This window comes from Arthrobacter sp. yr096 (assembly GCF_900108925.1).
GTDB lineage: Bacteria > Actinomycetota > Actinomycetes > Actinomycetales > Micrococcaceae > Arthrobacter.
In genome coordinates this window covers 73,146-94,922 of sequence record NZ_FNYI01000009.1, presented here as the reverse complement: position 1 = coordinate 94,922, position 21,777 = coordinate 73,146, and the positions used below count along the sequence as shown (strand labels likewise).

Below are 21,777 nucleotides of genomic sequence, written 5' to 3'. Positions count from 1 at the left end.
CATGGCCGTTATGGATCAAGCACAGGCTCCCGCACCCCCACGGGGTCCGGGCAAGCGAGCTGCCAACAGGGCAGCCGCGTTCATCGCAAAGAAGGTGCTCGCCCTGATGGTGACCCTGCTGGTCGCCTCACTGGCGGTGTTCTTCTCCCGGTTCCTGGTCCCCGGCGACCCCGCACGCTTCCTGCTGAGGGGACGCAGCCCCAAACCCGAAGCACTGGAAGAGATCACCCGGCAATTCGGCCTGGACAAGCCGGCCTGGGAACAGTACCTGAACTGGCTCGGCGGCATCCTGCACGGAGATTGGGGACGCTCGCTCACCTACCGCCAAGACGTCTCCGACGTGCTCCTCGGCAGGCTGCCCACCACCCTGCAACTCGTGGCGCTCGCCGCAGTGTTCATCACCGTCCTGGGCCTGTTTGCCGGCATACTGGCCAGCCTGAACAAGGGCTTCAGCGACCGCTTCATCCTCATCACCCTTACCGCCGCAGGCGCCGTGCCGCCCTTCGTGGCAGCCATCGCGTTGGTAGCACTCTTCTCCGTAGGACTGGGATGGTTCCCTTCCTTTGGAAGCGGCGACGGCGGCTGGGACCGGATCTGGCACCTCACCCTCCCGGCGCTCGCCTTGGGCATTACATACATCGCCATGGTGGCGCGGGTGACGCGATCGTCCATGAACGAACAACTCCTCCGAGAACACGTCGAAGTGGCCACCAGCCGCGGGCTGACCCGCGGGTCCGTCGTGGCGCGTCACGTCCTCCGCAACGCCCTGGGACCCATCCTCACGGTGAGCGGCGTGCTGGTGGCCGGGCTCCTGGTCTCCAGCGCCATCATCGAGCGGACCTTCGGCCTCTCCGGAATCGGGCAGCTCCTGGTGCAATCCATCGACAGGCTGGACTTCGCCGTGGTCCAGGCAATCGTCATGGTGGTGGTGGCAGCCTTCGTCCTGGTCAACACCGTGGTTGACCTTATCCAGCCCCTCATTGATCCGCGTATTGCGGCCGGAACGGAGTCCCGATGACGTTAGCCGTCCAATTGCCGCAGGCTGGCCTTCGCCGCTACGGCAGCCTCCTGTCACCCATGGCGTGGTCAGCGCTAGCCGTAGCCGCCGCCGTCGTACTTCTCTCAGTGTTCGCCCCGATCCTGGCGCCCTACGACCCCGACTATGTGGACCTCAACAACGTCCTGGCCGGTCCAGGCGCGCAACACCTGCTGGGGACCGACGCGCTGGGCCGTGACCTTCTCAGCCGGCTCATGTACGGCGGGCGGACTTCGCTCCTGGGACCCACCATCGTGGTGATCGGATCGACCGTGTTGGGCCTGCTGCTGGGCCTGGTTGCAGGCTGGTCCGAAGGCTGGCTTGGCAAGGTTCTTGGCCGGGTTTTCGACCTTCTCTTCGCTTTTCCCGCTCTGCTCATGGCCATGCTCGCCATCGCTTTGTTTGGCAAAGGCCTCTTGGCGCCCATCCTCGCCATGACTATCGCCTACGTACCGTACGTGGCCCGGCTGGCGCAGTCCTTGGTGGTTGCCGAGCGCAGCCGGCCCTATGTCCAGGCGTACCGGGTGCTTGGATTCCGGACGCCGTGGGTGGTGCTGGGCAGGGTGCTGCCCAACCTCATCCCCACAGTTGGTGCGCAATCAACACTGAACTTCGGTTACGTGCTGGCTGATCTCGCGGCGCTGTCCTTCATCGGACTGGGGGTTCAGCCGCCTACCAGCGACTGGGGAGCCATGATCGAGGAATCCCGGGGCGCGCTCCTGGGCGGCTACATCCTGCCCGCTTTTTGGCCCGCATTGGTGGTGGTCCTGGTGGTGGTGGCCGTCAACGTCATCGGCGAGGAACTTTCTGACCGCATCGGAGGAAAACTGTCATGACCCAGCTCCTGACGATTGAAGATTTTACGCTCGGTTTTCGGGACAGGCCGCCGCTGCTGGACAGCGTCTCGCTTCACGTGAACGACGGCGATGCGGTGGCCTTGGTGGGGGAGTCCGGCTCAGGCAAGTCCCTGACCACCCGGGCCGCACTGGGGTTGTTCCCTGGTGGCTCAGAGTTCTCCGGAACGGTGGCGGTGCAGGGCCTCGATACCCTGACTGCGAGCAAACAACGGCTCATGGAGCTGCGGCGCGGCCACGCGTCAATGATCTTCCAGGACCCCCGCGCCGGCATCAACCCGGTCCGGACTGTGGGGGACTTCCTCACGGAGACGCTGTTTCGCTTTGACGGGTTGTCCCGTGCCGAAGCCACCGAGCGTGCTGTGAAGCAACTCGAGCAAGTGGGGCTGCGCCGGGCCAAGGAGCTCATGGACCAGCACCCGCACCAGCTTTCCGGCGGCATGCTCCAGCGGGTGATGATTGCCGCTGCGTTGCTCAACTCGCCGGACCTGCTGCTCTGCGACGAGCCCACCACAGCCCTGGATGTCACCACCCAAGCCGGGATTGTGAAGCTCCTCCGCGAAGAACAGCAGTCGCGGGGCATGGGCTTGCTGTTCATCACGCACGACCTCAATCTCGCTGCAAGCCTGTGCGAACGCGTCTATGTGCTCCGTCGCGGCAGGGTGGTGGAGCAGGGTGGTACGCAGAACGTGTTCCTAACGCCCCAGCAGGACTACACCCGGCAGCTGGTGGAGGCCACCCCCGTCATCGACGTGGCCGGTTTGGAGGCACCAGCGGCCGCGGGTGTGCCCCTGTTGGAGGTTGCCGGTCTGTCCAAAACGTACCAACTGCCTCGCGGCGACGTCATCACAGCGTTGGACAATGCAGCTTTCACCCTTCCGGAGGGCGGTTCCTTGGGCGTGGTGGGCGAGTCGGGCTCGGGTAAATCCACCCTGGCCCGGCTGGTGGTGGCGCTGGAAACGGCCACCGAAGGCGAGCTCACCCTGCGAGGAGTTCCCCGGCCGCGCCGGGCATTGAAAGCCTCCGAGCGCAAGGTCCTGGCCAAAGACGTCCAGATCGTTTTTCAGGACCCCTACCTGTCCCTGGACCCGCGAATCCCGGTGGGCAACGCCGTAGCCGATGTGTTCCGGCTCCACCAGCGTCAAGGACGCAAGCAAGCCAAGGTGAGCGCGGCCGAACTCCTGGGCAGGGTAGGAATCGGACCGGAGCGCTTCGACGCGAGGCCGCGCGCGCTGTCGGGTGGGCAGCGTCAACGTGTGGCGTTGGCCAAGGCTCTGGCCGCCCGTCCACGGCTCTTGGTCCTGGACGAAGCCACCAGTGCCCTGGATGTCTCGGTGCAGGCTCAGGTGCTGGAACTCGTGGAGGAATTGCGGGAGCAGTTGGGGTTGACCATTCTTTTCGTCACCCATGACCTCGCCGTGGTCTCGCGCCTGTGCTCCCAGATCCTGGTGATGCATCAAGGACGGATCGTTGAACAAGGCCCCACGGCGCGGATCCTGGAAGACCCCGGGGACGAGTACACCAGGAACCTCATCGCCTCGCGTCCCCGGCCTTTGTGGGACGCCGAGCCGGTCACTGCCTGACCGGACAAGACCTCAGAAACAGGAGAATTTCCCGTGAACACCACCGTTTTCGAACGGAACGTCCCGCAACCCGCCGTCGTCGCGAAGGCCTTGGAAGATGCCGCCCACCGGCCCTTCTGGATCGACGACCTCAAGGGCTCGGCAACGCGCTACCCGCAACTCGACGGCGACGATGCCGCCGACCTCGTGATCGTCGGCGGGGGCTACACCGGACTCTGGACAGCCCTGCGGGCCAAGGAACGAGACCCCCGCCGGACAGTCATCCTGCTGGAAGCAGAGCGGGTGGCCTGGGCAGCCTCGGGCCGCAACGGCGGCTTCTGCGAGGCCAGCCTCACCCACGGCCATGAGAACGGCAAGAACCGTTGGCCGGACGAGTTGGAAGTGTTGGATCGGCTGGGCATGGAGAACCTGGACCGCATGCAGGAGGCCGTGGAGAAGTACGGCATGGACTGCGAATGGGAACGCACCGGCGAGCTCAACGTTGCAGTGGAACCGCACCAAGTGGCCTGGCTCCAGGAGGACGACAGCCCGGGGAGTGTCTTTCTGGACCAGGACGCCATCCGTGCCGAAGTCAACTCGCCTACCTACCTCGCGGGCCGTTGGCACCAGGATTCCGTGGCCATGGTCCACCCGTACAAACTTGGCCTTGAACTGGCCCGGGTGGTCACAGAGCTGGGCGTGCGCATCTTTGAGGGGACACGGGTTCGTGAGCTGAAGGATCACGAGCAGGGCGTCACCATCGTCACTGAACGCGGCACTGTGGAGGCCGGACACGTGGTCCTTGGCACCAACGTTTTTCCGTCGCTGCTCAAGCGGAACCAGTTGATGACGGTGCCGGTGTACGACTACGCCCTCATGACTGAGCCGCTCACTCCTGGGCAGCTGGAGTCCATCGGGTGGGGCAAGCGCCAGGGGATCGGGGACGTCGCCAACCAGTTCCACTATTACCGGATCACCAAGGACCACAGGATTCTGTTTGGTGGATACGACGCCCTCTACTTCTGGGGCCGCCGCGTGGACCAAAAACACGAGCACCAACCCGCGACGTGGGAGAAGATCGCCTCGCACTTCTTCACCACGTTCCCGCAGCTTGAGGGGCTGAAGTTCACCCACAAGTGGGCCGGACCCATCGATTCAAGCACGCAGTTCTGCGCGTTCTTCGGTACAGCGCGGAGGGGGCGGGTGGCGTATGCGGCTGGTTTCACAGGTCTGGGCGTGGGGGCCACCGCCTTTGCTGCCGATGTGCTCCTCGATCTCTTGTCCGGTCTGGACACGGAGCGCACCCGGGTGGAAATGGTCCGGAAACGGCCGTTGCCCTTCCCGCCCGAGCCGCTTGCCTCCCTGGGTATCAACCTGACGCGCTGGTCCATGGACCGTGCGGACCACAACCAGGGGAAGCGGAACCTCATCCTCAAAGCGCTCGACGCCGTGGGCTTGGGTTTCGACTCCTGACCCCCACCCGTTGTGGGGCCTGTTGTGCGTGTGTGGGTGTGGGGTTGGGGCGTAGGGCGGGCCTCGCATTGTGGGGGTTGTTAGCGCCTGGGGGCCGGCTTGCGTTGGGAGGAAGCGTTCGACGTCGGCCTCTTGGCTGCCGCTGCAGGGGTGCGGGGTGCCGCGGGACGCTTCGCGACGGGGGCCTTCGCTGCTATGGGCGCCTTGGCCGTGCTTGAAGCACGCTGTGATGTGGCTGGACGCTTGGCCGCTGTAACCGGGCGCGGTGTTGCCGGTTTGCGTGCCGACGGGGTTCGCTTCACAGCCGACGCGGGCCTCTTTGGAGGCGCCGGTGCCTTTGCACCAAACGATGGCACCACGGCACCGAGGAACATCACTCCCAGCGTGCCGACACCTGCCACCACGGCCAGGTAGAAGTAGATGTCCGAGTCCTGGGTGCTGGTGGCACTGCCCAAAGCGTTGGCGTCCTGGTTGAACGCGATGCCCCACATCCGCAGGAACGCGATACTGCACCCGATGAAGAGGCTCGTTCCCGCTGCGCCCAGAAGCACTACGAGGTAGCGCCGCCGGTTGAAGACCTGGACCAAGGAGGCCAAATAGCAGACCAGAACAGCACCCAGAAACAGGTAAAGGACTAGTTCTTCGAGCACCACAGCGGCGAGCACCAACAGCCCCAACGATACGAAGGCGGCCACCACCGCAAGTTTTCCACTGTTCCCCATGTGACGCATGAGGTTAATCATCGCCGACCAAGTGGCCGCGCCACGCCGTCGTACATTGCAGTTGCGTACCGTTGTGGGGCCTGTTTTGCGTGCCCAGGGTCGGGGGAGGCGTGTTGAGCGGGCCTCGCAACGCCTTTCCCTTGGTTGTGGGGCCTGTTTTGCGTGCCCAATGTCGGGGGAATCGGGTTGAGCGGGCCCCGCAACGCCCATCCCTTGGTTGTGGGGCCTGTTTTGCGTGCCCAATGTCGGGGGGGACGCGTTGAGCGGGCCCCGCAACGCCTATCCCTAGTTTGTGGGGCCTGTTTTGCGTGCCCAGGGTCGGGGGAGGCGTGTTGAGCGGGCCTCGCAACGCCTATCCCTTGGTTGTGGGGCCTGTTTTGCGTGCCCAGGGTCGGGGGAGGCGTGTTGAGCGGGCCTCGCAACGCCTATCCCTTGGTTGTGGGGCCTGTTTTGCGTGCCCAAGGCCCGGGGGAGGCGTGTTGAGCGGGCCCCGCAACGCCGATCCCTTGGTTGTGGGGCCTGTTTTGCGTGCCCAGGGTCGGGGGGAACGCGTAGAGCGGGCCCCGCAACGCCGGGCGCGGGCTACTTGATGACGTACCCGTGCATGATGGTCATCACGGCCGCGACGCTTTGTTCGCGGGTCCGCTCCGGGTTGTACGTCTGCCGATCGAGGCCCACCACAAAGATTGCTCCAAAAATGGCCGCCTCAAGGCTGCCGCGGGCAATGGTCTCATCAACCTTGTACCCGTCCGCGACGCGTTTCACCGCGGATCCGATGACCGCCAGGAGTTCAGCGCGGAGTTCGGCGAACACGGCACTCCATTCACCGGGCGTACGCCAGTTTTCGCTGACCCATAAGCGGGCGAAGGACGGGTAATCGTCCATGAACTCCATGGCCTGGCCCACCATGTTTTTCATGGACTCCAGCGGATCGCTGCTCTGTCCCTGAATGTCCTGGAGTCGGCCCAGCATGATGTCCACGCCGTGCCGCAGCAACTGGGCGATCAGGTCCGATTTGCTGCCGAAGTTGTAATAGACGGTCCCTTTGGACACGCCTGCGGCGGCCGCGATTTCGTCCACGGTCACGCCCGCAGCACCACGTTCGCCGATCAATTCCATGGACGCTTCAAACAGGCGTTGCTTGGTGGCGTTGGTGCGTTCCGGCCGGAGCTTCTTCTCTGCTTGGCCCGGACCGGCGGGCTCGGTGGTGCTCATACTGCGATCTCCGGCTTCAGGGTCTTGAGGGTCCACACCTTGTGCTTGCGGACGGCGAGCGTGGACAGCGCCATTCCCAGCAAAGTGTATCCAAGCAGGCCAAGGACCGTGGGCCAGATCATGCTGAGCTCACCGCCGTAGATCAGGTGCCTCATACCGGTCACCACGTAGCCCATGGGCAGGACCTCGTGCACCACATGCAGCGGCATGGGCGTGGTCTGCCACGGGAACGTACCGCCCGAGGAAACGAGCTGCAGGACCAGCAGGATCAGCACCACGAACTTGCCGGGTGTGCCCATGAGCGCCACAATGCCTTGGATGATCGCGCTGAATGCCATCACTGCGGCCAACATAAACAGCCACATGCCGATGGGATGTGCGGGGTTCAAGCCGAGGCCAAGGTTCACTACCAAGGTGAGGATGGTGGCCTGCAGGACCGAGACCACGAAGAACGGCAGCCAGCCTCCGACGGCGATCTTCCAGGCTGGAGCGTTCGACGCCAAGGCCCGCTGGGTGATGGGTCGCATGGCCTGGACCAGCATGAACACGCCAATCCAGAGGGCCAGAGTGAGGAAGAAGGGCGCCAAGCCGGCACCGTAGGAACCTGCCTTGGCCTGGGAGACGTTGTCCACGGCCACAGGATCGGCGATCACCTTGGACACACTGTTCTTCTGCTCATCGTTGGGGTTGGGGATGTCCCCTGCGCCCTTGGCAAGTTCCGTGGCCAAGGTGTGGGAACCGTCGGCTGCGGTCACGGCACCTGAGGCGAGTTGGCCCGCGCCGTCGTCCAGTTGGTGGGCGCCGTCGTCGAGCTTCACTGCGCCGTCCAGGGCAGCCTGTTGCCCGGCGGCCAGAGTGGACGCGCCCGTGTTCAGCTGGCCGGCGCCAGCGGCCGCCTTGGAGATGGCATCCGTGAGGGTCGGCGTAGCGGCGGCAAGCTTCGAGGCCCCGGCGCTCACGGCGGCGGAACCGTCCGAAAGCTGTTGGATCTTGGCGGCGTCACCGGAAATCTTTGCCTTGGCGTCGGTCACTGGGCTTGATGAAGCAGCCGCGTCGAAGTCGGCCAGCACCTTATCTGCCTGCTCCTGCGTCAGCACACCTGCAGTGACCAGCCGGGCGTTGGACTCCACCACACGGTTCCGGAGGCCCTTGTCTGCGGCTTCAAGCTGCCCGACGACGTCCTGCACTTTCGCGTTCAGCTCGGCGTTTCCGGCGGCTACTTGGGCGGCGCCATCGGCAAGCTTCTGGGAGTCAGCAGGCAGGGTGGAGGTCTTGTTCTTCAGTTCGGTGAGGCCGGAGCTCAACTGGCTGGCGCCGGTGTTGAGCTGCACCGCGCCGTCGCGCAGTTTGGTCTGCCCGGCCACGAGTTGGTCAGCGCCGGTCACCAGTTGGGTGGTGCCATCGTGGAGGGTAGCTGCGCCGTCACTGAGTTTCCCGACGCCTGTAGCGAGTTCCGAGGCGCCATCAGCCGCCTTCACGATGGACGCGTGAATGGTGCCGAAGCCGGTGAGGAGTTGGTTGGCGGTTTCCTCGCCCACCTCCTTGGCGACAGTGGAGTGCACTGCGGTGGTGAGTTTGTCCACGATGGTGCTCAGGAGGTAGTTGTTGGCGTCGTTGGTGGTGACGTGCAGCATCGCCTGGTTGGCGGCGTCGAAACTTCCGGGGGAGACCAGGTTGGAGGAGAAATCCTTGGGGATGCGGAGCGCGAAAGCGTACTCGCCCGTGCGGACACCGGCGTCTGCATCCTCCGCGCTGGAGACCTGCTTCCAGTTGAAGACATGGCCCTCAACCAGGCTGTCTGCCACCTTCTTGCCGGCCTGCAACTCCGTGCCGTCCGACGACGTTGCGCCCGTATCCTCCACCACCAGGGCAGCATCGATCTGGTTCAGGTTGCCGTACGGATCCCAGTTCGCGTAAAGGTACACGGCGCCGTACAGCAACGGCACCATGGTGAGGGCGAGGATGGTCAGCTTGGGCAGGAGCCCGCCGGTCATGCGCTTGAGTTCGGAGCGGGCAAGCCGCAGAACAGTCACTTTGCAGTCCTTTGGAGGTTTTCGGATTCAGGGTGGGCAGCGGCTTTGACCGCTGCGGATGCTTCGGGTTCGTTGGGCGCTTCGGCTGTTCCGGGGTCCGGCTGTGCGGCGTGCCTGGCTTTGGGCTCCGCATCGGCCGTTTGGGGCTCGACGGCGGCTGCTTGGGGCTCGACGGCGGCGGCCGGCTTGGGCTGGGCGGCCCGAAGTTCAGCTGGCGCGGGTTCGGAGGGCGAAGGTTCGGGAGGGTGCGCGACTGAGTTCCCGATCACCGCGGCGGCTCCGGTCCAGTCGTCCGGGAGGGCACCTACCACCGCGACGACGGCAAGCGGCCGTCCGGCGTCGGACGCCAATGCTTGCAGCCGGGGCAACCAAGCGGCGGGATCTGCGCTGTGGCGGTCCGGGGAATCGACCACCAGGAGGTCCGTGGCGGGATCTGCCAGGGCAAGCGCGGTGAGGAGTTCCAGGCGACGGCCGGCAGGAAGCTGTTCGATCCAAAGTCCGGCGATGTCCTCGAAGCTGTTGACCTTCAACCACGGCTTGCTCAGCAGCGCGCCACGGTAGCGGCGCGGGATCAGGGAGAGGTCCTCGGTGACGAGGTCCCGGACGCTGAGGTGTTGCTCAGGCTCATTGACGCCGGGGGAGTCCACCAGGGCGCTCGCGAGGCGGATCTTCTTGGTTTTGGTGGTGTTGTCCCAGCTGAGGACGCCGTTGCTGGGCTTCATGCGACCACTCAGGGCCAACGCCAATGCGGTCCGCTGGTCCTGGCCCTCTCCGGCAACAAGCAGGAGTTCGCCGCGACGGACCTGGAGTGACGTGGCCGGAAGGAGATCGTCCCGGCGGCCGTTGATCTGGAGTTGCTGTACGGACAGCACAATGAAGCCTTTCGCAGAAATGGTGTCTACGAAAAGTCTAACTGAACTGACTGGTCAGTTCAAATAGGAGTATTAGAGACCGTACTTTTCCAATAGGCGCAGCCACACCTCGCTGATGGTGGGGTACGACGGAACTGCATGCCAAAGGCGGTCCAAGGGGACCTCGCCAACAATGGCTATGGTTGCTGAGTGGAGGAGTTCTGCAACTCCAGGACCCACGAAGGTGGCCCCGAGGATCACCTTCCGGTCCTCATCAACCACCATCTGCGCCCAGCCCTTGTAGTCGGGGGAGTGGAGCTGGGAGCCGGAGACGTTGATGGGCAGTTCGACGCCCGTCACGTTCTTGCCCTGAAGGAGGGCCTGTTCCAGGCTCAGGCCCACCGACGCGACCTCGGGATCAGTGAAAACGACGCTGGGAACAGCGTGGTCATTGGCCGTGTGGGCATAAGGGCTCCACGGTTTTGGGGAGCCACTCAGCTTGCCGTTGGCCCTTGCCACAATAGCGTCGCCGGTGGCCCGGGCCTCGTACTTGCCCTGATGCGTCAGGAGCACTTTGCCTGCGGCATCTCCGGCGGCGTACAGCCACAGTCCGCTGGTGCCATCGCTGGCCGGGCCTTCCACCAGGCCGCTGGCGTCCGTTGCGAGCCGCAGGGGCTTGCCGTTCTGCGCCTCGACTCCAACATTCTCCAGGCCGAGGTTGGCCAGGGCGGGGTGCCGTCCAGAGGCGACCAGGAGTTGGTCTGCCTGGAGAGTCGTGCCGTCCAGCGTTACCCTTACCGAGCCGTCGTCGTTCGTTTTCACTGCCTCCACGTCCGTGTGAACGTGGACGTCGATTCCGTCTGCGCGGAGCCCTGCCAGCACCAGCTTGGCCGCTTCATCGGGATAGCTGCTCAAGAGGCGGCCCCGGGCAACAACGGCGACGTCGGAACCAAGGCGGGCAAACGCCTGGGCCATTTCGACGCCGGCCACCCCGCCGCCCAGGACCACAAGCCGCTTGGGGATTTCCTTGGCCGCCGTGGCTCCGCGGGTTGTCCAGAACGGTACGTCTTTCAGGCCCTCTATGCCCGGGATGGTGGGGGTGGAGCCTGTCGCGACCACCACGGCATGGTGTGCCTTGAGTGCATAACTGTTGCCATCGAGGCCATCCACCTGGACCTCGCGTGGGCCGGTGATTCGTCCACGTCCGCGGATCAGTTCGATGCCCGCGCTGTCCAGCCATTCAACCTGGCTGCTGTCTTCCCAGTTGTTGGTGAACCAATCCCGGTGCTTCAGGGCAGCCTCGGCATCCAGTACTCCAGTGACAGCCTCGGAGGCACCCGGGATCACTTGAGCCGCGTGCAGCACGTCCCCTGGCCGGAGGAGAGCCTTGGAAGGAATGCAAGCCCAATAAGAGCACTCGCCGCCCACCAATTCGCTTTCGATAATCACCGCCGTGAGGCCGCCGCGAACCACCCGGTCCGCCACGTTTTCTCCCACGGCGCCGGCGCCGATCACGATTACGTCGAATTCCCGCGAGCTCTCGGCAGTCATGTGAGAAGCCTACAACCGCTGCCTGCGCGTTGTGAGGCCCACTTTGCGGGCTTCGCGTGGGTTTTGGGGCGCAGAGTAGGCCCCGCAGCCCCATGCCCTGTCCATATTATGAGATACGTATCTCAAAATATGGAATAAGTCTCTAGGCTTCGATGCATGCGAGATGAACTGAAACCTTTTGTCGACTGGAGTTGGTGTGCCCGCAACCTCGGGCGGATTGTCCTGGTGGATACACGCTGGTACTTGGATGGCTCGTCGGGTGCGGACGCGTACCAGGCCGGACATCTCCCGGACGCAGTCTTTGTGGACATGGACAGATGGCTTTCCGGGCCGGCATCACCTGAGAAGGGGCGGAACCCGTTGCCCGATCCGGAAGTGTTTGCCCAAGGAATGCGGGAAGCAGGCATCAGCGATTCGGACACTTTGATCGCCTACGACGACGCCGGAGGAGTTATCGCGGCCCGACTGGTCTGGATGCTCCGATCCACAGGGCACAAGGCAGCGATTCTGGACGGGGGTTTCGGCAGCTGTCCTGGGAAACTCGCAAGAGAAATACCGCTACGGAGGACCGGGAGCTTTACTCCTAAAGCCTGGCCTGACCACCTGCTGGCAGACATTTCCGAAGCTTCCTCTGACGCGTTCCTCACAGTGGATGCAAGAAACCGTGATCGCTTTGACGGCCGCCAAGACCCTATCGATCCCCGTCCCGGACACATACCCGGCGCCGTGAACGTTCCATGCCGCGGGAATCTGGACGCCGGAGGTCATCTGCTCCCGGAGCTGCAGATTCGCGGGAACTTCGAGCACGCCGGAGTGCTGACCGCGCAGAACACCATTGCGTACTGCGGATCCGGAGTGACCGCGTGCCACAACCTGTTGGTGATGGAGCAGTTGGGAATGGGCAACGGCAGGCTCTTTGTGGGTGGATGGTCCCAGTATGGCCATGCGACGGACAGGCCCGTGGAGACGAAAATCCAGCCGGATGGCCGCTTGTGAGGCCTGCTCTGCGGGCTTGCGGGGGGTTTTGGGGCGCAGAGTAGGCCCCGCAACGCAGGGCCTACGCGTGCATGGCGCCCTTGAACCAGCCCGTAATGCTGGCCGGATGGGTGATCGCGGTGCCAACCACGACAGCAAACGCGCCGGCGTCCAGAGCTTGCCGGGCGTGGGCAGGGGTATGGATGCGGCCCTCCGCGATGAGTGGTTTGCCCAGGCCGGCCGCGGCGATCTGCTTCAATAGCTCCAAGTCCGGGCCATCCGTCTTGGGGCGTTCGCCGGTATAACCGGACAACGTGGTGCCGATCAGGTCTGCCCCCGCTTCCACAGCAGCAACGGCATCCCCAAACGAGCCGCAGTCAGCCATGACCAGTGCATGGGACTCCGAGTGGATACCGGCAACAGTGTCGGCAAGGGAAAGCCCATCGGGCCGTGAACGACGTGTTCCATCAATCGCCACAACATGCGCGCCCGCATTCGCCACGGCCAGGGCGTGCCGCAGCGTGGGGGTGATGAAGACGCCGTCGTGCCCGTCTTTCCAGAGGCCAATGACAGGAACTTCGACGGCGGTACGTGTGAACTGCACATCGGCCAACCCCTGGACGCGGATCGCCGCGGCGCCCCCGATGACGGCCGATGCCGCTACCTGGCCGGTGGTCCGGGGATCGCGCATGGGTTCGCCGGGGTACGCCTGGCAGGAGACGATCAGTTGGGAGCGGAGGGCTTCGAGGCCTTCGGGGGTGAGGATCATGATGTCTCCCTTTACTTGCGGACTACTCACGGACTACTTCAGGACGAGTTTCGCGGCGCCAACAATGGCCGCGGTATTGCCAAGGGTTGCCCGGACGACGGGTACGGAAACCAAGGGCGCCAGCAGTTCCTGGCGCAAGGCGAACTCCATGGGCTTCCACCAGAGCTCGCCGGCGTCGGCCAAACCACCGGAAACCACCACGGTTTCGGGGTCAAGAATGTTGATGAGTCCGCCCACGGCTTGCCCGGCGGCGGCCGCGCCGACATTGATAGCACGCAACGCGGCGGTGCGACTGTTCGCGGGACCTGCGCCAGCACCGGCGTCGAGCCCTTCAGCAGCAGAAGCCAGCGCAAAGACGCCCCGCGTATCCACCGCCTCCACGGCAGAACCACCAAAGCGCAGGAAAGCCTCGTAAAGGGCAGGCCCCGAAGCGATCGCCTCGACGTGTCCGGACCCACCGCAGACGCACGGCAACGGGACCCCATCAACGGCTGCCAACGGTGAAGCAAAGTGCCCCACATGACCACCCACAAAGCGGTGCCCCAGAACAGGCGAACCGTGCAGCACAAAGCTCCCGCCCACGCCGGTTCCGAACGCCACCATGAGCGAACTCGAGGATCCGGCGGCCGCGCCCAGCCAGGCCTCGCCGAGGGCGTGGGCGTGAACATCATTGACGGCGCGCACGGTCTGTACGGACGGGGCAGCGAGCGAAAGACGGGCAGACAGCCCAGCAACAAGCGAAGTCCCGGCCCAGCCACGAATCGCGTCGGTCGCAGAGACGACGGTCCCGGCAACAGCATCAATGACCCCGGCGGAGCCGATGCCGACGCAGGAAACTGACATTCCGGCGTCGGCAGCGCGCTCCACCAAGCCCGTGATCAGCGCAGCGGTGGCGTCGAGGATCGCTTCGCCACCGGCCCGGTTCAACGTCGGAATGGTCTCCGACATGAGCACTTCACCAGAGTGGGCAACAACCCCGGCGGCGGTTTTGGTGCCGCCGAGGTCAACGCCGATCACGTGGGTCTTGGAAGTCATGAAAACCTAGACCAGCCCGTTCCGCTCCAAAATTTCGCGGATCAACGCCGTCTCTTCGGAGTTCAGAGACAGCATGGGCTGGCTCATGGTGTTGGACTCGATGACGCCCATCACCTGCAGCGCGGTCTTGAACGCACCCAAGCCCGCGGCGCCGCCGGAGACGCGTCCGTTGGGGGTGTAGACGATCTCGAAGACGTCGGCGAGGCGGTCCTGCTCCCTTGCCGCGAGAGCCCAATCGCCGGCCTGTGCGGCGTCGAACAGGCGGCGGTAGCCAGCCGGATCAACGTTGCCGAGGCCTGGCACAACGCCCTGCGCGCCGCCCAGGAGCGCGCCGTCCACCACAACTTCGTGACCGGTGAAGATGTCGAAGTTGGGGATGTCCTTGGCTGCGAGGAGCAGCTGGCGGAAGGAAACGTCGTCGCCGGAGGAGTCCTTGACGCCGGCAATGACACCGTCGCGGCCGAGGCGGACCAACAAATCGGTAGGCAGTTTGAAGTGCGTGCGGACCGGAACGTCGTAGGCGAAGATCGGCTTCTCGATGGCGGCGTGGATGCTGCGGAAGTGCGTTTCGGTCTCCGCTGCGTTGCCAATGGCGTAGTACATGGAGGTGACCACGATCGCGTCGGCGCCGAGATCCACCACCTTGCGCGCTTCCTCGATGACGCGGGTGGTTGTCTGCTCGTTGGCGCCCACGATCAGCGGGACCGCTCCGGCGTTCGCGTCGGCGATGGTGGAGACCACCAGTTCACGCTCATCATTGGTGAGGTAGGGGACTTCGCCGGAGGAGCCCAGGACGAAAAGGCCGGACACACCGCCGTCGATCAGGTGCTTGGTGACGTTCTTCAGCGACGCGGTGTCGATGCTGCCGTCTGCGTGGCGGGGGGTGATGACCGGGGGGATGACGCCCTGGAACTGAGTGGACACAGAATTCTCCGTTGTTTGTAGCTTGTGAAGGGAAAAACTAGATGTGAAGCAGGCTGGGCGCGGCGCCCAGCAGCTTCTTGGTGTAGTCGTTGCTCGGGTTGTCGAAGACCTGCGCGGCTGAGCCTTGCTCGACGATCTTGCCGAAGTACATGACGCAGATACGGTCAGAGACGTACCGGACGGTCTGAATGTCGTGCGAGATGAACACCATGCCCAGGTTCAACTGGGTCTTCAGGTCCGAGAGCAGGTTCAGGACCTGCGCGCGGACCGAAACGTCCAGCGCCGACGTCGGCTCGTCCGCCACGATGATGTCCGGGTCCAAAGCCAACGCGCGGGCGATGGCAACGCGCTGGCGCTGGCCGCCGGAAACCTGCGACGGCGTCACCTCGGCTGCCGATTGCGGCAAGCCCACCAGCGCCAACAGTTCCTTGACCTTGGCGGCGCGGGAAGCAGCGCTGCCGATCCCATGGATCTGCAGCGGATCAGTGAGGATGTCCTGGATGGTCATGCGCGGGTTCAAGGCAGTCGCCGGGTCCTGGAAGACCACGGAGACGGAGCGGCCAAACTGCTTGCGCATGGCCGCGTTCCGCTTGATGGCCGGCTTTCCGTGGAACAAAACCTTGCCCGACGTCGGCGGCTGGAGTCCCACGAGGACCGAAGCAAGCGTGGACTTGCCGCAGCCGGACTCACCCACGATGCCCACGGTTTCGCCGCGGCTGATGGTGAAGTCCACGCCGTCCACGGCTTTGACGATGTTCGGACGGAACAGGCCACCGGTACGTGCATGGTGGTAGACCTTGACGTCCTTGAGCTCGATGACCGGCTTGCCGGTTGACTGACTCATTTCGCGTCCTCCTTCAGGTGGCTCGCCCAGTAGTGGTCGGCATCGTCACCGTTCGCCGAGGAAACCGAAGAAACCGCGGTGAGGACCAGTTTCTGGTGGGGATCGGCGTCGGGTCGCAGGGAGCGGGCCGCGAAGCGGTCACCCGTAGCGAAGTCGCGGGGAGACGGAACCGTGCCGGGGATCTGGTGCAGGCGGACTGCATCGGCTTCGATGGAGAGCACCGCGCCGAGCAATCCGCGGGTGTACTCGTGCTTGGGGTTCTGCAGGAGTTCGGAAGCCTGTGCGGATTCCACCACCTGGCCGGCGTACATCACGGTGATGCGGTGGGCCAGGGAGGCCACCAGGGCGAGGTCGTGGCTGACGAAAACCATGGCGAAGCCGAGTTGTTCACGCAGCTCGTTGAGTAGGTCCACAACCTGCTTCTGGACAGTAACGTCCAGGGCAGTGGTGGGCTCGTCGGCAACGACGATCTTGGGCGAACGGGACAGGGCCATGGCAATCAGGACGCGCTGGCGCTGGCCGCCGGAGAGCTCGTGCGGGTAGCTGGCAAGTGTCCGGACGGGATCCAGTTTCACCATTTCCAGCAGCTCGGCTGGGGTCTTGCGGCCACCGCGCTTGGTGAGCTGCTCCAGCTGGTCCTTGATTTTCATGGACGGGTTCAGGGAGCTCAGGGCGTCCTGGTAAACCATGGCGATCTGTTCTCCGCGGAGGCCCTCATAGGCCTTGACGTTGCTGTGCTTGGTGTTCGGATCAAGGAGTTCCTTGCCGTCGAACGTGATGGAGCCGGTCACCTGGGCGGTCTTGGGCAGCAGCCCCATCACGGCCAGGGAGGTGATGGACTTGCCACAACCGGATTCGCCCACCAGGCCCATGGTTTCGCCCTCGCGGACGGTGAAGGAGACGTTGTCCACGATCGCGATGTCGCCGAAGCGGCCCGGGAATCGGATGGACAGGTTCTTCACTTCAAGGACATTGCGGGCACCGGGGGAGACCTGCGGGAGGCGGTCGGTTCGCTTGGCTTCGATGGCTGCGAGCAGTTCCAGTTCGCGGTCCAGGAGGAGGTGCGGGTTGGCGGCGGCCAACTTCACGTCGGTGAGGACGGCTGAGGTTCCCGCCTCTGAAGCGACGCCGTCAGCGGAAGCTGCACGGACGCCGTCGAGCTCGTGTGCCTCAACAACGGAAGGTTGGGCAACGGAGGTTGCGACCTCGGTGTCCACGGCCACGGCAGCTGTGGAGCCGTCGTCGTCCTTTACTACAGGCGCACGGCGCAGTTTCGGGTTCACCATGGCGTCGGTGAGGCCTTCGGCCAGGATGTTCAGTGACAGTACTGTCAGCAGGATGGTGACACCGGCGAAGGTGGTGGCCCACCAGCCGCCGGAAAGGACCAGGTTGCGGCCGTAGGAAATGACGTTGCCCCAGGACGGAGCGGGGTCCTGAACGCCGGCGCCCAGGAAAGACAGCGAGGCTTCCAGGATGATGGCGTCGGCCACCATGACCGTGGCGAACACCAGCACGGGAGCGGCAGTGTTGCGGACGATGTGCTTGACCAGGATGTAGAAACGGCCTGCACCGATCACGCGCTCGGCACGGACGTAGTCTTCGCCGTACTGGGCCAGCACGTTGGCGCGGACCACGCGGGCCAGCTGCGGTGTGTAGATAATGGCGATCGCAATGATGATGGTGGGCACCGAGTTGCCGAATGCCGCCAACAGCACGGCGGCCAGGGCGATGCCGGGGAAGGCCATGAGGATATCCATGAGCCGCATGATGATCTCGTTCACGGACTTGCTGGATGTGGCCGCGAAGGAACCGAGAAGCGCGCCGGCAAGGATGGCCAGGGCAACCGCGCCAAGACCGATCATCAGCGACGACTGTGCGCCGAACAGGAGGCGGGAGAAGATGTCACGGCCCAGGCGGTCGGTGCCGAAGAAGTGCTCGGCGCCGGGTGGCGTGGCTGGAATGAACGTTTCCAGAGGATCGTGTGGGGCGATGACCGGCGCGAAGATGGCGGCCAGGACAATAACGATGAGGAAGAGCAGGGCGATACGGGAGCCCCAGGGCAGGGCCTTGAAACGAATGCCCGGGGCACTTAGCCGTTCTGCGAGCTTGCTGCGCATGAGCTATACCGTCCTGATTCGGGGGTTGATGAGCAGGTAGAGGAGGTCCACCACGATGTTCACCAGAACAAAGGTGACCGAGATGGTGAGCACCACGCCTTGGACCAGGTTGACGTCCAGGTTGGTGATGCCGTTGAGGATCAGCTGGCCCATGCCGGGCAGGGCGAAAATCATTTCAATCACGACGGCGCCACCCAGCAGGTAGCCGACGCGGAGTCCCAGCACGGTCACCGGGGTGACGAGCGCGTTGCGGAGGACGTTCTTGGAGACCACCTCGCGGTAGGGGACGCCGTTGCCGATGGCGGTGCGGACGTAGTCGCGGTCCAGTTCTTCCACCATGGAGGTGCGGACCACGCGGATCAGGGACGCTGAGACGGGGATGCCGAGGGCGAGTGCCGGGAGGGCCATCGAGTTGAGCCAACCGCCAAAGCCGGATTCCGGCGTCGCAATTCCGCCTGAGGGGAACATCGGGTTCTCACCGAGGGCGAACCACTGGATGAGCAGGATGCCGAGCCAGAACGACGGCGTGGCGATCGCGGCGATGGAGAAGACACGGACCAACTGGTCCTGCCACTTATCGCGATACAGGGCTCCGAGGATGCCGAACGCCAGGGAGAGGACGATCGCAATGAGGACGCCGAGGAAGGTGAGCTGGAGCGTCAGGGGGAACGCCGAGCCGATCATGGATGCCACCGACTTGGCCGGTGGGGTGGTGACGCCGAGGTCGAACTGCAGGAGCTTGCCGAGGAATCGGAAGTACTGCAGGACCAGGGGGTCGTTGAGGCCGTTGTCCTGGCGGTACTGCTGCTTGGCTTCTTCGCTGGCGCCGTCACCGAGGGCGGAGCTTGCCTGGTCGCCGGGAGCGGCCTGCAGGACGAGGAAGACGAGCAACGTAATGCCCAGGATCATCAATGGCAATGCTGCGAGTCTGCGGCCAAGCAAACGCAATATCGTGACCAATTTGTTCTCCGGTTGGTTGGGTGCTGCTTGTTGTGGGGCCTGCTCTGCGGGCTACTTGGGGGATTTGAGCCGCAGAGCGGGCCCCACAACGCGAAGGGGGCTTTAGGCAGTTCGTCCGACGTCGACGAATGACAAGCCGGTGGTGGGCAGGGGCTGGAAGCCGTTGAGCTTCTTCTCGTCCCAGGCGCTGGGAAGCTGACGGTGGAAGATCGGGTAGAGGGGGACTTCCTCGGAAACCATGTCCACGATTTCGCCCACGATCTTCTTGGCCTCATCGCCGGAGGCCTGCGAGCCTTTGTTCATGAGTTCCTGCAGCTTTGTGCGCTCGGGAGTGGTCCAGAAGGCGCGCTTGTCCATCCAGGTTGCGCCCGAGTAGAACCAGCTCAGCAGCAGGTCGGCGTCGTTACCGAAGACGGAGGGGTCGCCCGGGGCTGCCACCACGGAGAAGTCGCCCTTGCCCACTCGGTCGCTGTACAACGCACCGGACTGCAGGCTCTTCACGGTGACCTTGACGCCGGGGATCTTGTTCCAGGATTCGAGGATCAGTGGCGCAACGTCCTTGACCCAGGCGGTGTCCGTGGTGAGGAGTTCGAACTCCAGGTTGGTGACGCCGGCCTGCTTGAGAAGTTCTTCGGCCTTGGACGTATCGAAGCCGTAGACGTTCTTGGCCTTGACGTAGTCCGGGTGGCCTTCCTGGAAGTAGGAGCTGGCAGCCTTTGCGTTGCCGAACAGCGCCTTCTTGATGATGGCTTCCTTGTCCATGCCGTAGTGCAGGGCCTGGCGGACCAGTTTGTTGTCGAACGGTGCTTTGGCGCAGTTGAACATAAGGAACAGCAGGCCGAAGGACTGGACGGACTCAACCTTGACCTTGGACTTCAGGCCGTCGACGTCCAGGTAAGGAACGTCTTCGATCGCCTGAACGCGGCCGGACTGGACCGCGGTGACGCGGGCAGCGGCGTCGGAGAGCAGCAGCCAGGTCATGCCCTTGGCCAGTGCCGGCTTGGGGCCGTTGTAATCGGCGAAAGCTTCGAAGACGATCTTGTCGTCCTTGACTGCCGAGATGAGCTTGTACGGACCGGATCCCACCGGTGAAGCGTCGAAGGCCTTCAGATCGGTGGCGAGTGCCTTGGGGACGATCTTGACCACCGAGATGCGGGGGCCGAAGCCGGGGAAGGCGTACTTGAGGGTGAACTCCACGGTCTTGGCGTCCAGCGGCTTGACGTCCTGGATAAAGGGGATGAACTGCGAGAACAGGGACTTGTTGGCCGGGTCCATCACGCGGGTAAAGGAGAAGGCGACGTCTTCGGTGGTGACGGGGGAGCCGTTGTGGAACTTGGCACCGTCGCGGATGGTCACCTGGTAGGTGGTGTCGTTGACCTTCTTGGGGTCCGACGCTGCGAGGGCGTTGTACGGCTGGCGGGTGGCGGGGTGGAGCTCAATGAGGCCTTCAAAGATGTGCAGGTTGGCTGCCATCGGTGTGGCGCCGGAGGAGCTCAGGGGATCGAAGCCGGTGGACAGAGCGTAGGAGATGCCTGCCTCGATGGTGAGGTCCTTGTTGACAGCCGCGGTGTTGGTGGCTGTTCCGGTGGTGGTGCTGGCAGCGCCGCCGCACGCAGAAAGGGTTGCCGTGAAGGCGGCTGCTGCACCAACTGCGCCGCTTAGCTTCAGGAAATTCCGGCGGCTGGCGTCGTTGACCAGCGGCAGGCTGTGGATCGTCTTGCTCATAGGGTGCCTCACCATTCGCGTTTCGTGGGTTATCGGATGTAGGACGTCCGATGCTCGTAGTGAAACTGTAAGGGCGGTCACAACGGAACGTCAAGTGAGTAGCGGCGCCTGGGTCTCTGCCACGCGCTTGGCAGTTTGCCGGCTGCGGCCGGTCCGTGGGGGAAATCTCAGCGAATTCCCCTGACATACCTATCAAGGAGGTGGGACATCCGATATTGTATGTTGCGAGTCACTCAAGCTGTGGTGGGCACTAAGCTCGCCTCAATATTAACACCGCATCGTCCCGCAACCTCGTGGGCAGGTGCATCGGCAAGGAGAAAGCCATGACAACTTCCGGTGTGGTTCCGCAGGCGCGGTTCAGTGCACAGGCCCGGCTGCGTGCCCTGCAGTCGGACATTATGGAATTGATCCTGGAGCGCGAGCTCGAGGCAGGCGATCCGTTGCCCACCGAAAGTGAGCTCTCCGTGGCTCTTGGCGTCGGGCGCAATACGCTTCGCGAGTCCCTCAAGGTGCTCCAAGCCCTCGGCGTGATCGAAATTCGCCACGGCTTCGGGATGTTTGTGGCGCCCAGTAATTTCGACGCCCTTGCGGACGGACTCACGTTCCGTGGCCGGCTTTCCCTCCGGCACCAGGGCCTCGAGGCTTTGCAGTTGGTGGACGTGCGCCAGGCGCTGGAATCCGGTCTGATTGGCTCGTCCATTGACGTCATGACCACAGAGCAACTCGCCTCCATTGAAGAAGCTGTGAAGCAGATGGAGGAACTCGCTGCCGCCGGTGAAAACTTTGTAGCGGCGGACGCCGAGTTCCACCGCCGCCTTTTCGAGCCCCTCAACAACGAGCTCCTGATCAACCTCATGGGCGTCTTCTGGAAGGTCTACCGGAAGATCCACGTGGAGATTGGCCCCGGCAACGAGGATCTGGTCAAGACCGCCGCCATGCACCGCAGCATCTACGCCGCAGTTGCCGCCGGGGACAAGGCCTCGGCCTCTGAACTGCTCAACCGCCACTTCGATGGCATTCGTCGCCGCATCAGCGAGGCCGTGGGGGACTAAGCCTCCGCGCCTAACGCAAGGGGCCGTCGTCGTACTTTCCACGAAGTACGACGGCGGCCCTTCGCGTTCCCGGAGCGGC

At 64.1% G+C, this 21,777-nt stretch carries 18 protein-coding genes; 6 read left to right on the top strand and 12 right to left on the bottom strand.

All coding sequences use genetic code 11. The features are described from left to right. Position 1: 1 nt before the first annotated feature. From BMY91_RS19735 to BMY91_RS19720, 4 genes are read left to right on the top strand one after another with little or no spacing between them, the layout of a single operon-like run. The gene (locus BMY91_RS19735; protein ID WP_090825028.1) at positions 2-1,018 is read left to right on the top strand and encodes an ABC transporter permease; all 1,017 of its coding nucleotides are present in this window, start codon (positions 2-4) and stop codon (positions 1,016-1,018) included. Further along, positions 1,015-1,872, top strand: a complete 858-nt coding sequence (locus BMY91_RS19730) for an ABC transporter permease (RefSeq protein WP_090825026.1) — start codon at positions 1,015-1,017, stop codon at positions 1,870-1,872. The genes BMY91_RS19735 and BMY91_RS19730 overlap by 4 nt, the downstream gene beginning before the upstream one ends. Then, positions 1,869-3,473, top strand: a complete 1,605-nt coding sequence (locus BMY91_RS19725; RefSeq protein WP_090825024.1) for a dipeptide ABC transporter ATP-binding protein — start codon at positions 1,869-1,871, stop codon at positions 3,471-3,473. The genes BMY91_RS19730 and BMY91_RS19725 overlap by 4 nt, the downstream gene beginning before the upstream one ends. Positions 3,474-3,506: 33 nt before the next feature. Further along, positions 3,507-4,925 (top strand): NAD(P)/FAD-dependent oxidoreductase, encoded by a 1,419-nt coding sequence (locus BMY91_RS19720; protein WP_090825022.1) that lies wholly within the window; start codon positions 3,507-3,509, stop codon positions 4,923-4,925. Between the two features lie 80 nt (positions 4,926-5,005). Here the strand turns inward: BMY91_RS19720 and BMY91_RS19715 are convergent, their stop codons facing one another. The 5 genes from BMY91_RS19715 to BMY91_RS19695 all read right to left on the bottom strand — a co-directional run bounded on the left by BMY91_RS19715 (position 5,006) and on the right by BMY91_RS19695 (position 11,297). Then, positions 5,006-5,647 carry a hypothetical protein gene (locus BMY91_RS19715; RefSeq protein WP_256212841.1) on the bottom strand — a complete coding sequence of 214 codons (642 nt, stop codon included), beginning with the start codon at positions 5,645-5,647 and terminating at the stop codon, positions 5,006-5,008. Between the two features lie 582 nt (positions 5,648-6,229). Next, positions 6,230-6,862 (bottom strand): TetR/AcrR family transcriptional regulator, encoded by a 633-nt coding sequence (locus BMY91_RS19710; protein WP_090825019.1) that lies wholly within the window; start codon positions 6,860-6,862, stop codon positions 6,230-6,232. Beyond that, a complete protein-coding gene (locus BMY91_RS19705) occupies positions 6,859-8,895 on the bottom strand; it encodes a YhgE/Pip domain-containing protein (RefSeq protein WP_090825017.1) in 2,037 nt (678 codons plus the stop codon). Before BMY91_RS19705 ends, BMY91_RS19710 begins: the two co-directional genes overlap by 4 nt. Continuing rightward, complete coding sequence (locus BMY91_RS19700; RefSeq protein WP_090825015.1) at positions 8,892-9,767, bottom strand: P-loop NTPase family protein; 876 nt, start codon at positions 9,765-9,767, stop codon at positions 8,892-8,894. Before BMY91_RS19700 ends, BMY91_RS19705 begins: the two co-directional genes overlap by 4 nt. A gap of 72 nt (positions 9,768-9,839) precedes the next feature. Then, on the bottom strand, positions 9,840-11,297 hold the full coding sequence (locus BMY91_RS19695) for a dihydrolipoyl dehydrogenase family protein (protein ID WP_090825013.1): 1,458 nt from the start codon (positions 11,295-11,297) through the stop codon (positions 9,840-9,842). Positions 11,298-11,453: 156 nt separating this feature from the next. Between BMY91_RS19695 and BMY91_RS19690 the strand changes: the two genes are divergently transcribed. Next, positions 11,454-12,293 carry a sulfurtransferase gene (locus tag BMY91_RS19690; protein ID WP_090825011.1) on the top strand — a complete coding sequence of 280 codons (840 nt, stop codon included), beginning with the start codon at positions 11,454-11,456 and terminating at the stop codon, positions 12,291-12,293. Positions 12,294-12,354: 61 nt separating this feature from the next. Here the strand turns inward: BMY91_RS19690 and BMY91_RS19685 are convergent, their stop codons facing one another. The 7 genes from BMY91_RS19685 to BMY91_RS19655 all read right to left on the bottom strand — a co-directional run bounded on the left by BMY91_RS19685 (position 12,355) and on the right by BMY91_RS19655 (position 20,646). Beyond that, positions 12,355-13,041 (bottom strand): N-acetylmannosamine-6-phosphate 2-epimerase, encoded by a 687-nt coding sequence (locus tag BMY91_RS19685; protein ID WP_090825008.1) that lies wholly within the window; start codon positions 13,039-13,041, stop codon positions 12,355-12,357. Positions 13,042-13,074: 33 nt separating this feature from the next. Then, the gene (locus BMY91_RS19680; protein ID WP_090825006.1) at positions 13,075-14,076 is read right to left on the bottom strand and encodes an ROK family protein; all 1,002 of its coding nucleotides are present in this window, start codon (positions 14,074-14,076) and stop codon (positions 13,075-13,077) included. Between the two features lie 6 nt (positions 14,077-14,082). Beyond that, entirely contained in the window at positions 14,083-15,000 is a 918-nt protein-coding gene (locus tag BMY91_RS19675; protein WP_090825004.1) for a dihydrodipicolinate synthase family protein, read from the bottom strand. A gap of 37 nt (positions 15,001-15,037) precedes the next feature. Continuing rightward, positions 15,038-15,844 carry an ATP-binding cassette domain-containing protein gene (locus BMY91_RS19670; RefSeq protein ID WP_090825002.1) on the bottom strand — a complete coding sequence of 269 codons (807 nt, stop codon included), beginning with the start codon at positions 15,842-15,844 and terminating at the stop codon, positions 15,038-15,040. Beyond that, entirely contained in the window at positions 15,841-17,961 is a 2,121-nt protein-coding gene (locus BMY91_RS19665) for a dipeptide/oligopeptide/nickel ABC transporter permease/ATP-binding protein (RefSeq protein ID WP_090825000.1), read from the bottom strand. The genes BMY91_RS19670 and BMY91_RS19665 overlap by 4 nt, the downstream gene beginning before the upstream one ends. Positions 17,962-17,964: 3 nt before the next feature. Further along, complete coding sequence (locus BMY91_RS19660; protein WP_024819607.1) at positions 17,965-18,921, bottom strand: ABC transporter permease; 957 nt, start codon at positions 18,919-18,921, stop codon at positions 17,965-17,967. Positions 18,922-19,023: 102 nt separating this feature from the next. After that, on the bottom strand, positions 19,024-20,646 hold the full coding sequence (locus tag BMY91_RS19655) for an ABC transporter substrate-binding protein (RefSeq protein ID WP_371261064.1): 1,623 nt from the start codon (positions 20,644-20,646) through the stop codon (positions 19,024-19,026). Positions 20,647-20,969: 323 nt separating this feature from the next. Between BMY91_RS19655 and BMY91_RS19650 the strand changes: the two genes are divergently transcribed. Beyond that, positions 20,970-21,698 carry a FadR/GntR family transcriptional regulator gene (locus BMY91_RS19650; protein WP_090824996.1) on the top strand — a complete coding sequence of 243 codons (729 nt, stop codon included), beginning with the start codon at positions 20,970-20,972 and terminating at the stop codon, positions 21,696-21,698. The last annotated feature ends 79 nt before the right edge of the window (positions 21,699-21,777 follow it).

What these genes read in the sequence shown, in the direction of transcription:
- BMY91_RS19735 (WP_090825028.1), top strand. Translation starts at nt 2, where the DNA reads ATGGCCGTTATGGATCAAGCACAGGCTCCCGCACCCCCACGGGGTCCG.
- BMY91_RS19730 (WP_090825026.1), top strand. Translation starts at nt 1,015, where the DNA reads ATGACGTTAGCCGTCCAATTGCCGCAGGCTGGCCTTCGCCGCTACGGC.
- BMY91_RS19725 (WP_090825024.1), top strand. Translation starts at nt 1,869, where the DNA reads ATGACCCAGCTCCTGACGATTGAAGATTTTACGCTCGGTTTTCGGGAC.
- BMY91_RS19715 (WP_256212841.1), bottom strand. Translation starts at nt 5,647, where the DNA reads ATGGGGAACAGTGGAAAACTTGCGGTGGTGGCCGCCTTCGTATCGTTG.
- BMY91_RS19710 (WP_090825019.1), bottom strand. Translation starts at nt 6,862, where the DNA reads ATGAGCACCACCGAGCCCGCCGGTCCGGGCCAAGCAGAGAAGAAGCTC.
- BMY91_RS19695 (WP_090825013.1), bottom strand. Translation starts at nt 11,297, where the DNA reads ATGACTGCCGAGAGCTCGCGGGAATTCGACGTAATCGTGATCGGCGCC.
- BMY91_RS19690 (WP_090825011.1), top strand. Translation starts at nt 11,454, where the DNA reads ATGCGAGATGAACTGAAACCTTTTGTCGACTGGAGTTGGTGTGCCCGC.
- BMY91_RS19685 (WP_090825008.1), bottom strand. Translation starts at nt 13,041, where the DNA reads ATGATCCTCACCCCCGAAGGCCTCGAAGCCCTCCGCTCCCAACTGATC.
- BMY91_RS19680 (WP_090825006.1), bottom strand. Translation starts at nt 14,076, where the DNA reads ATGACTTCCAAGACCCACGTGATCGGCGTTGACCTCGGCGGCACCAAA.
- BMY91_RS19670 (WP_090825002.1), bottom strand. Translation starts at nt 15,844, where the DNA reads ATGAGTCAGTCAACCGGCAAGCCGGTCATCGAGCTCAAGGACGTCAAG.
- BMY91_RS19665 (WP_090825000.1), bottom strand. Translation starts at nt 17,961, where the DNA reads ATGCGCAGCAAGCTCGCAGAACGGCTAAGTGCCCCGGGCATTCGTTTC.
- BMY91_RS19655 (WP_371261064.1), bottom strand. Translation starts at nt 20,646, where the DNA reads ATGAGCAAGACGATCCACAGCCTGCCGCTGGTCAACGACGCCAGCCGC.
- BMY91_RS19650 (WP_090824996.1), top strand. Translation starts at nt 20,970, where the DNA reads ATGACAACTTCCGGTGTGGTTCCGCAGGCGCGGTTCAGTGCACAGGCC.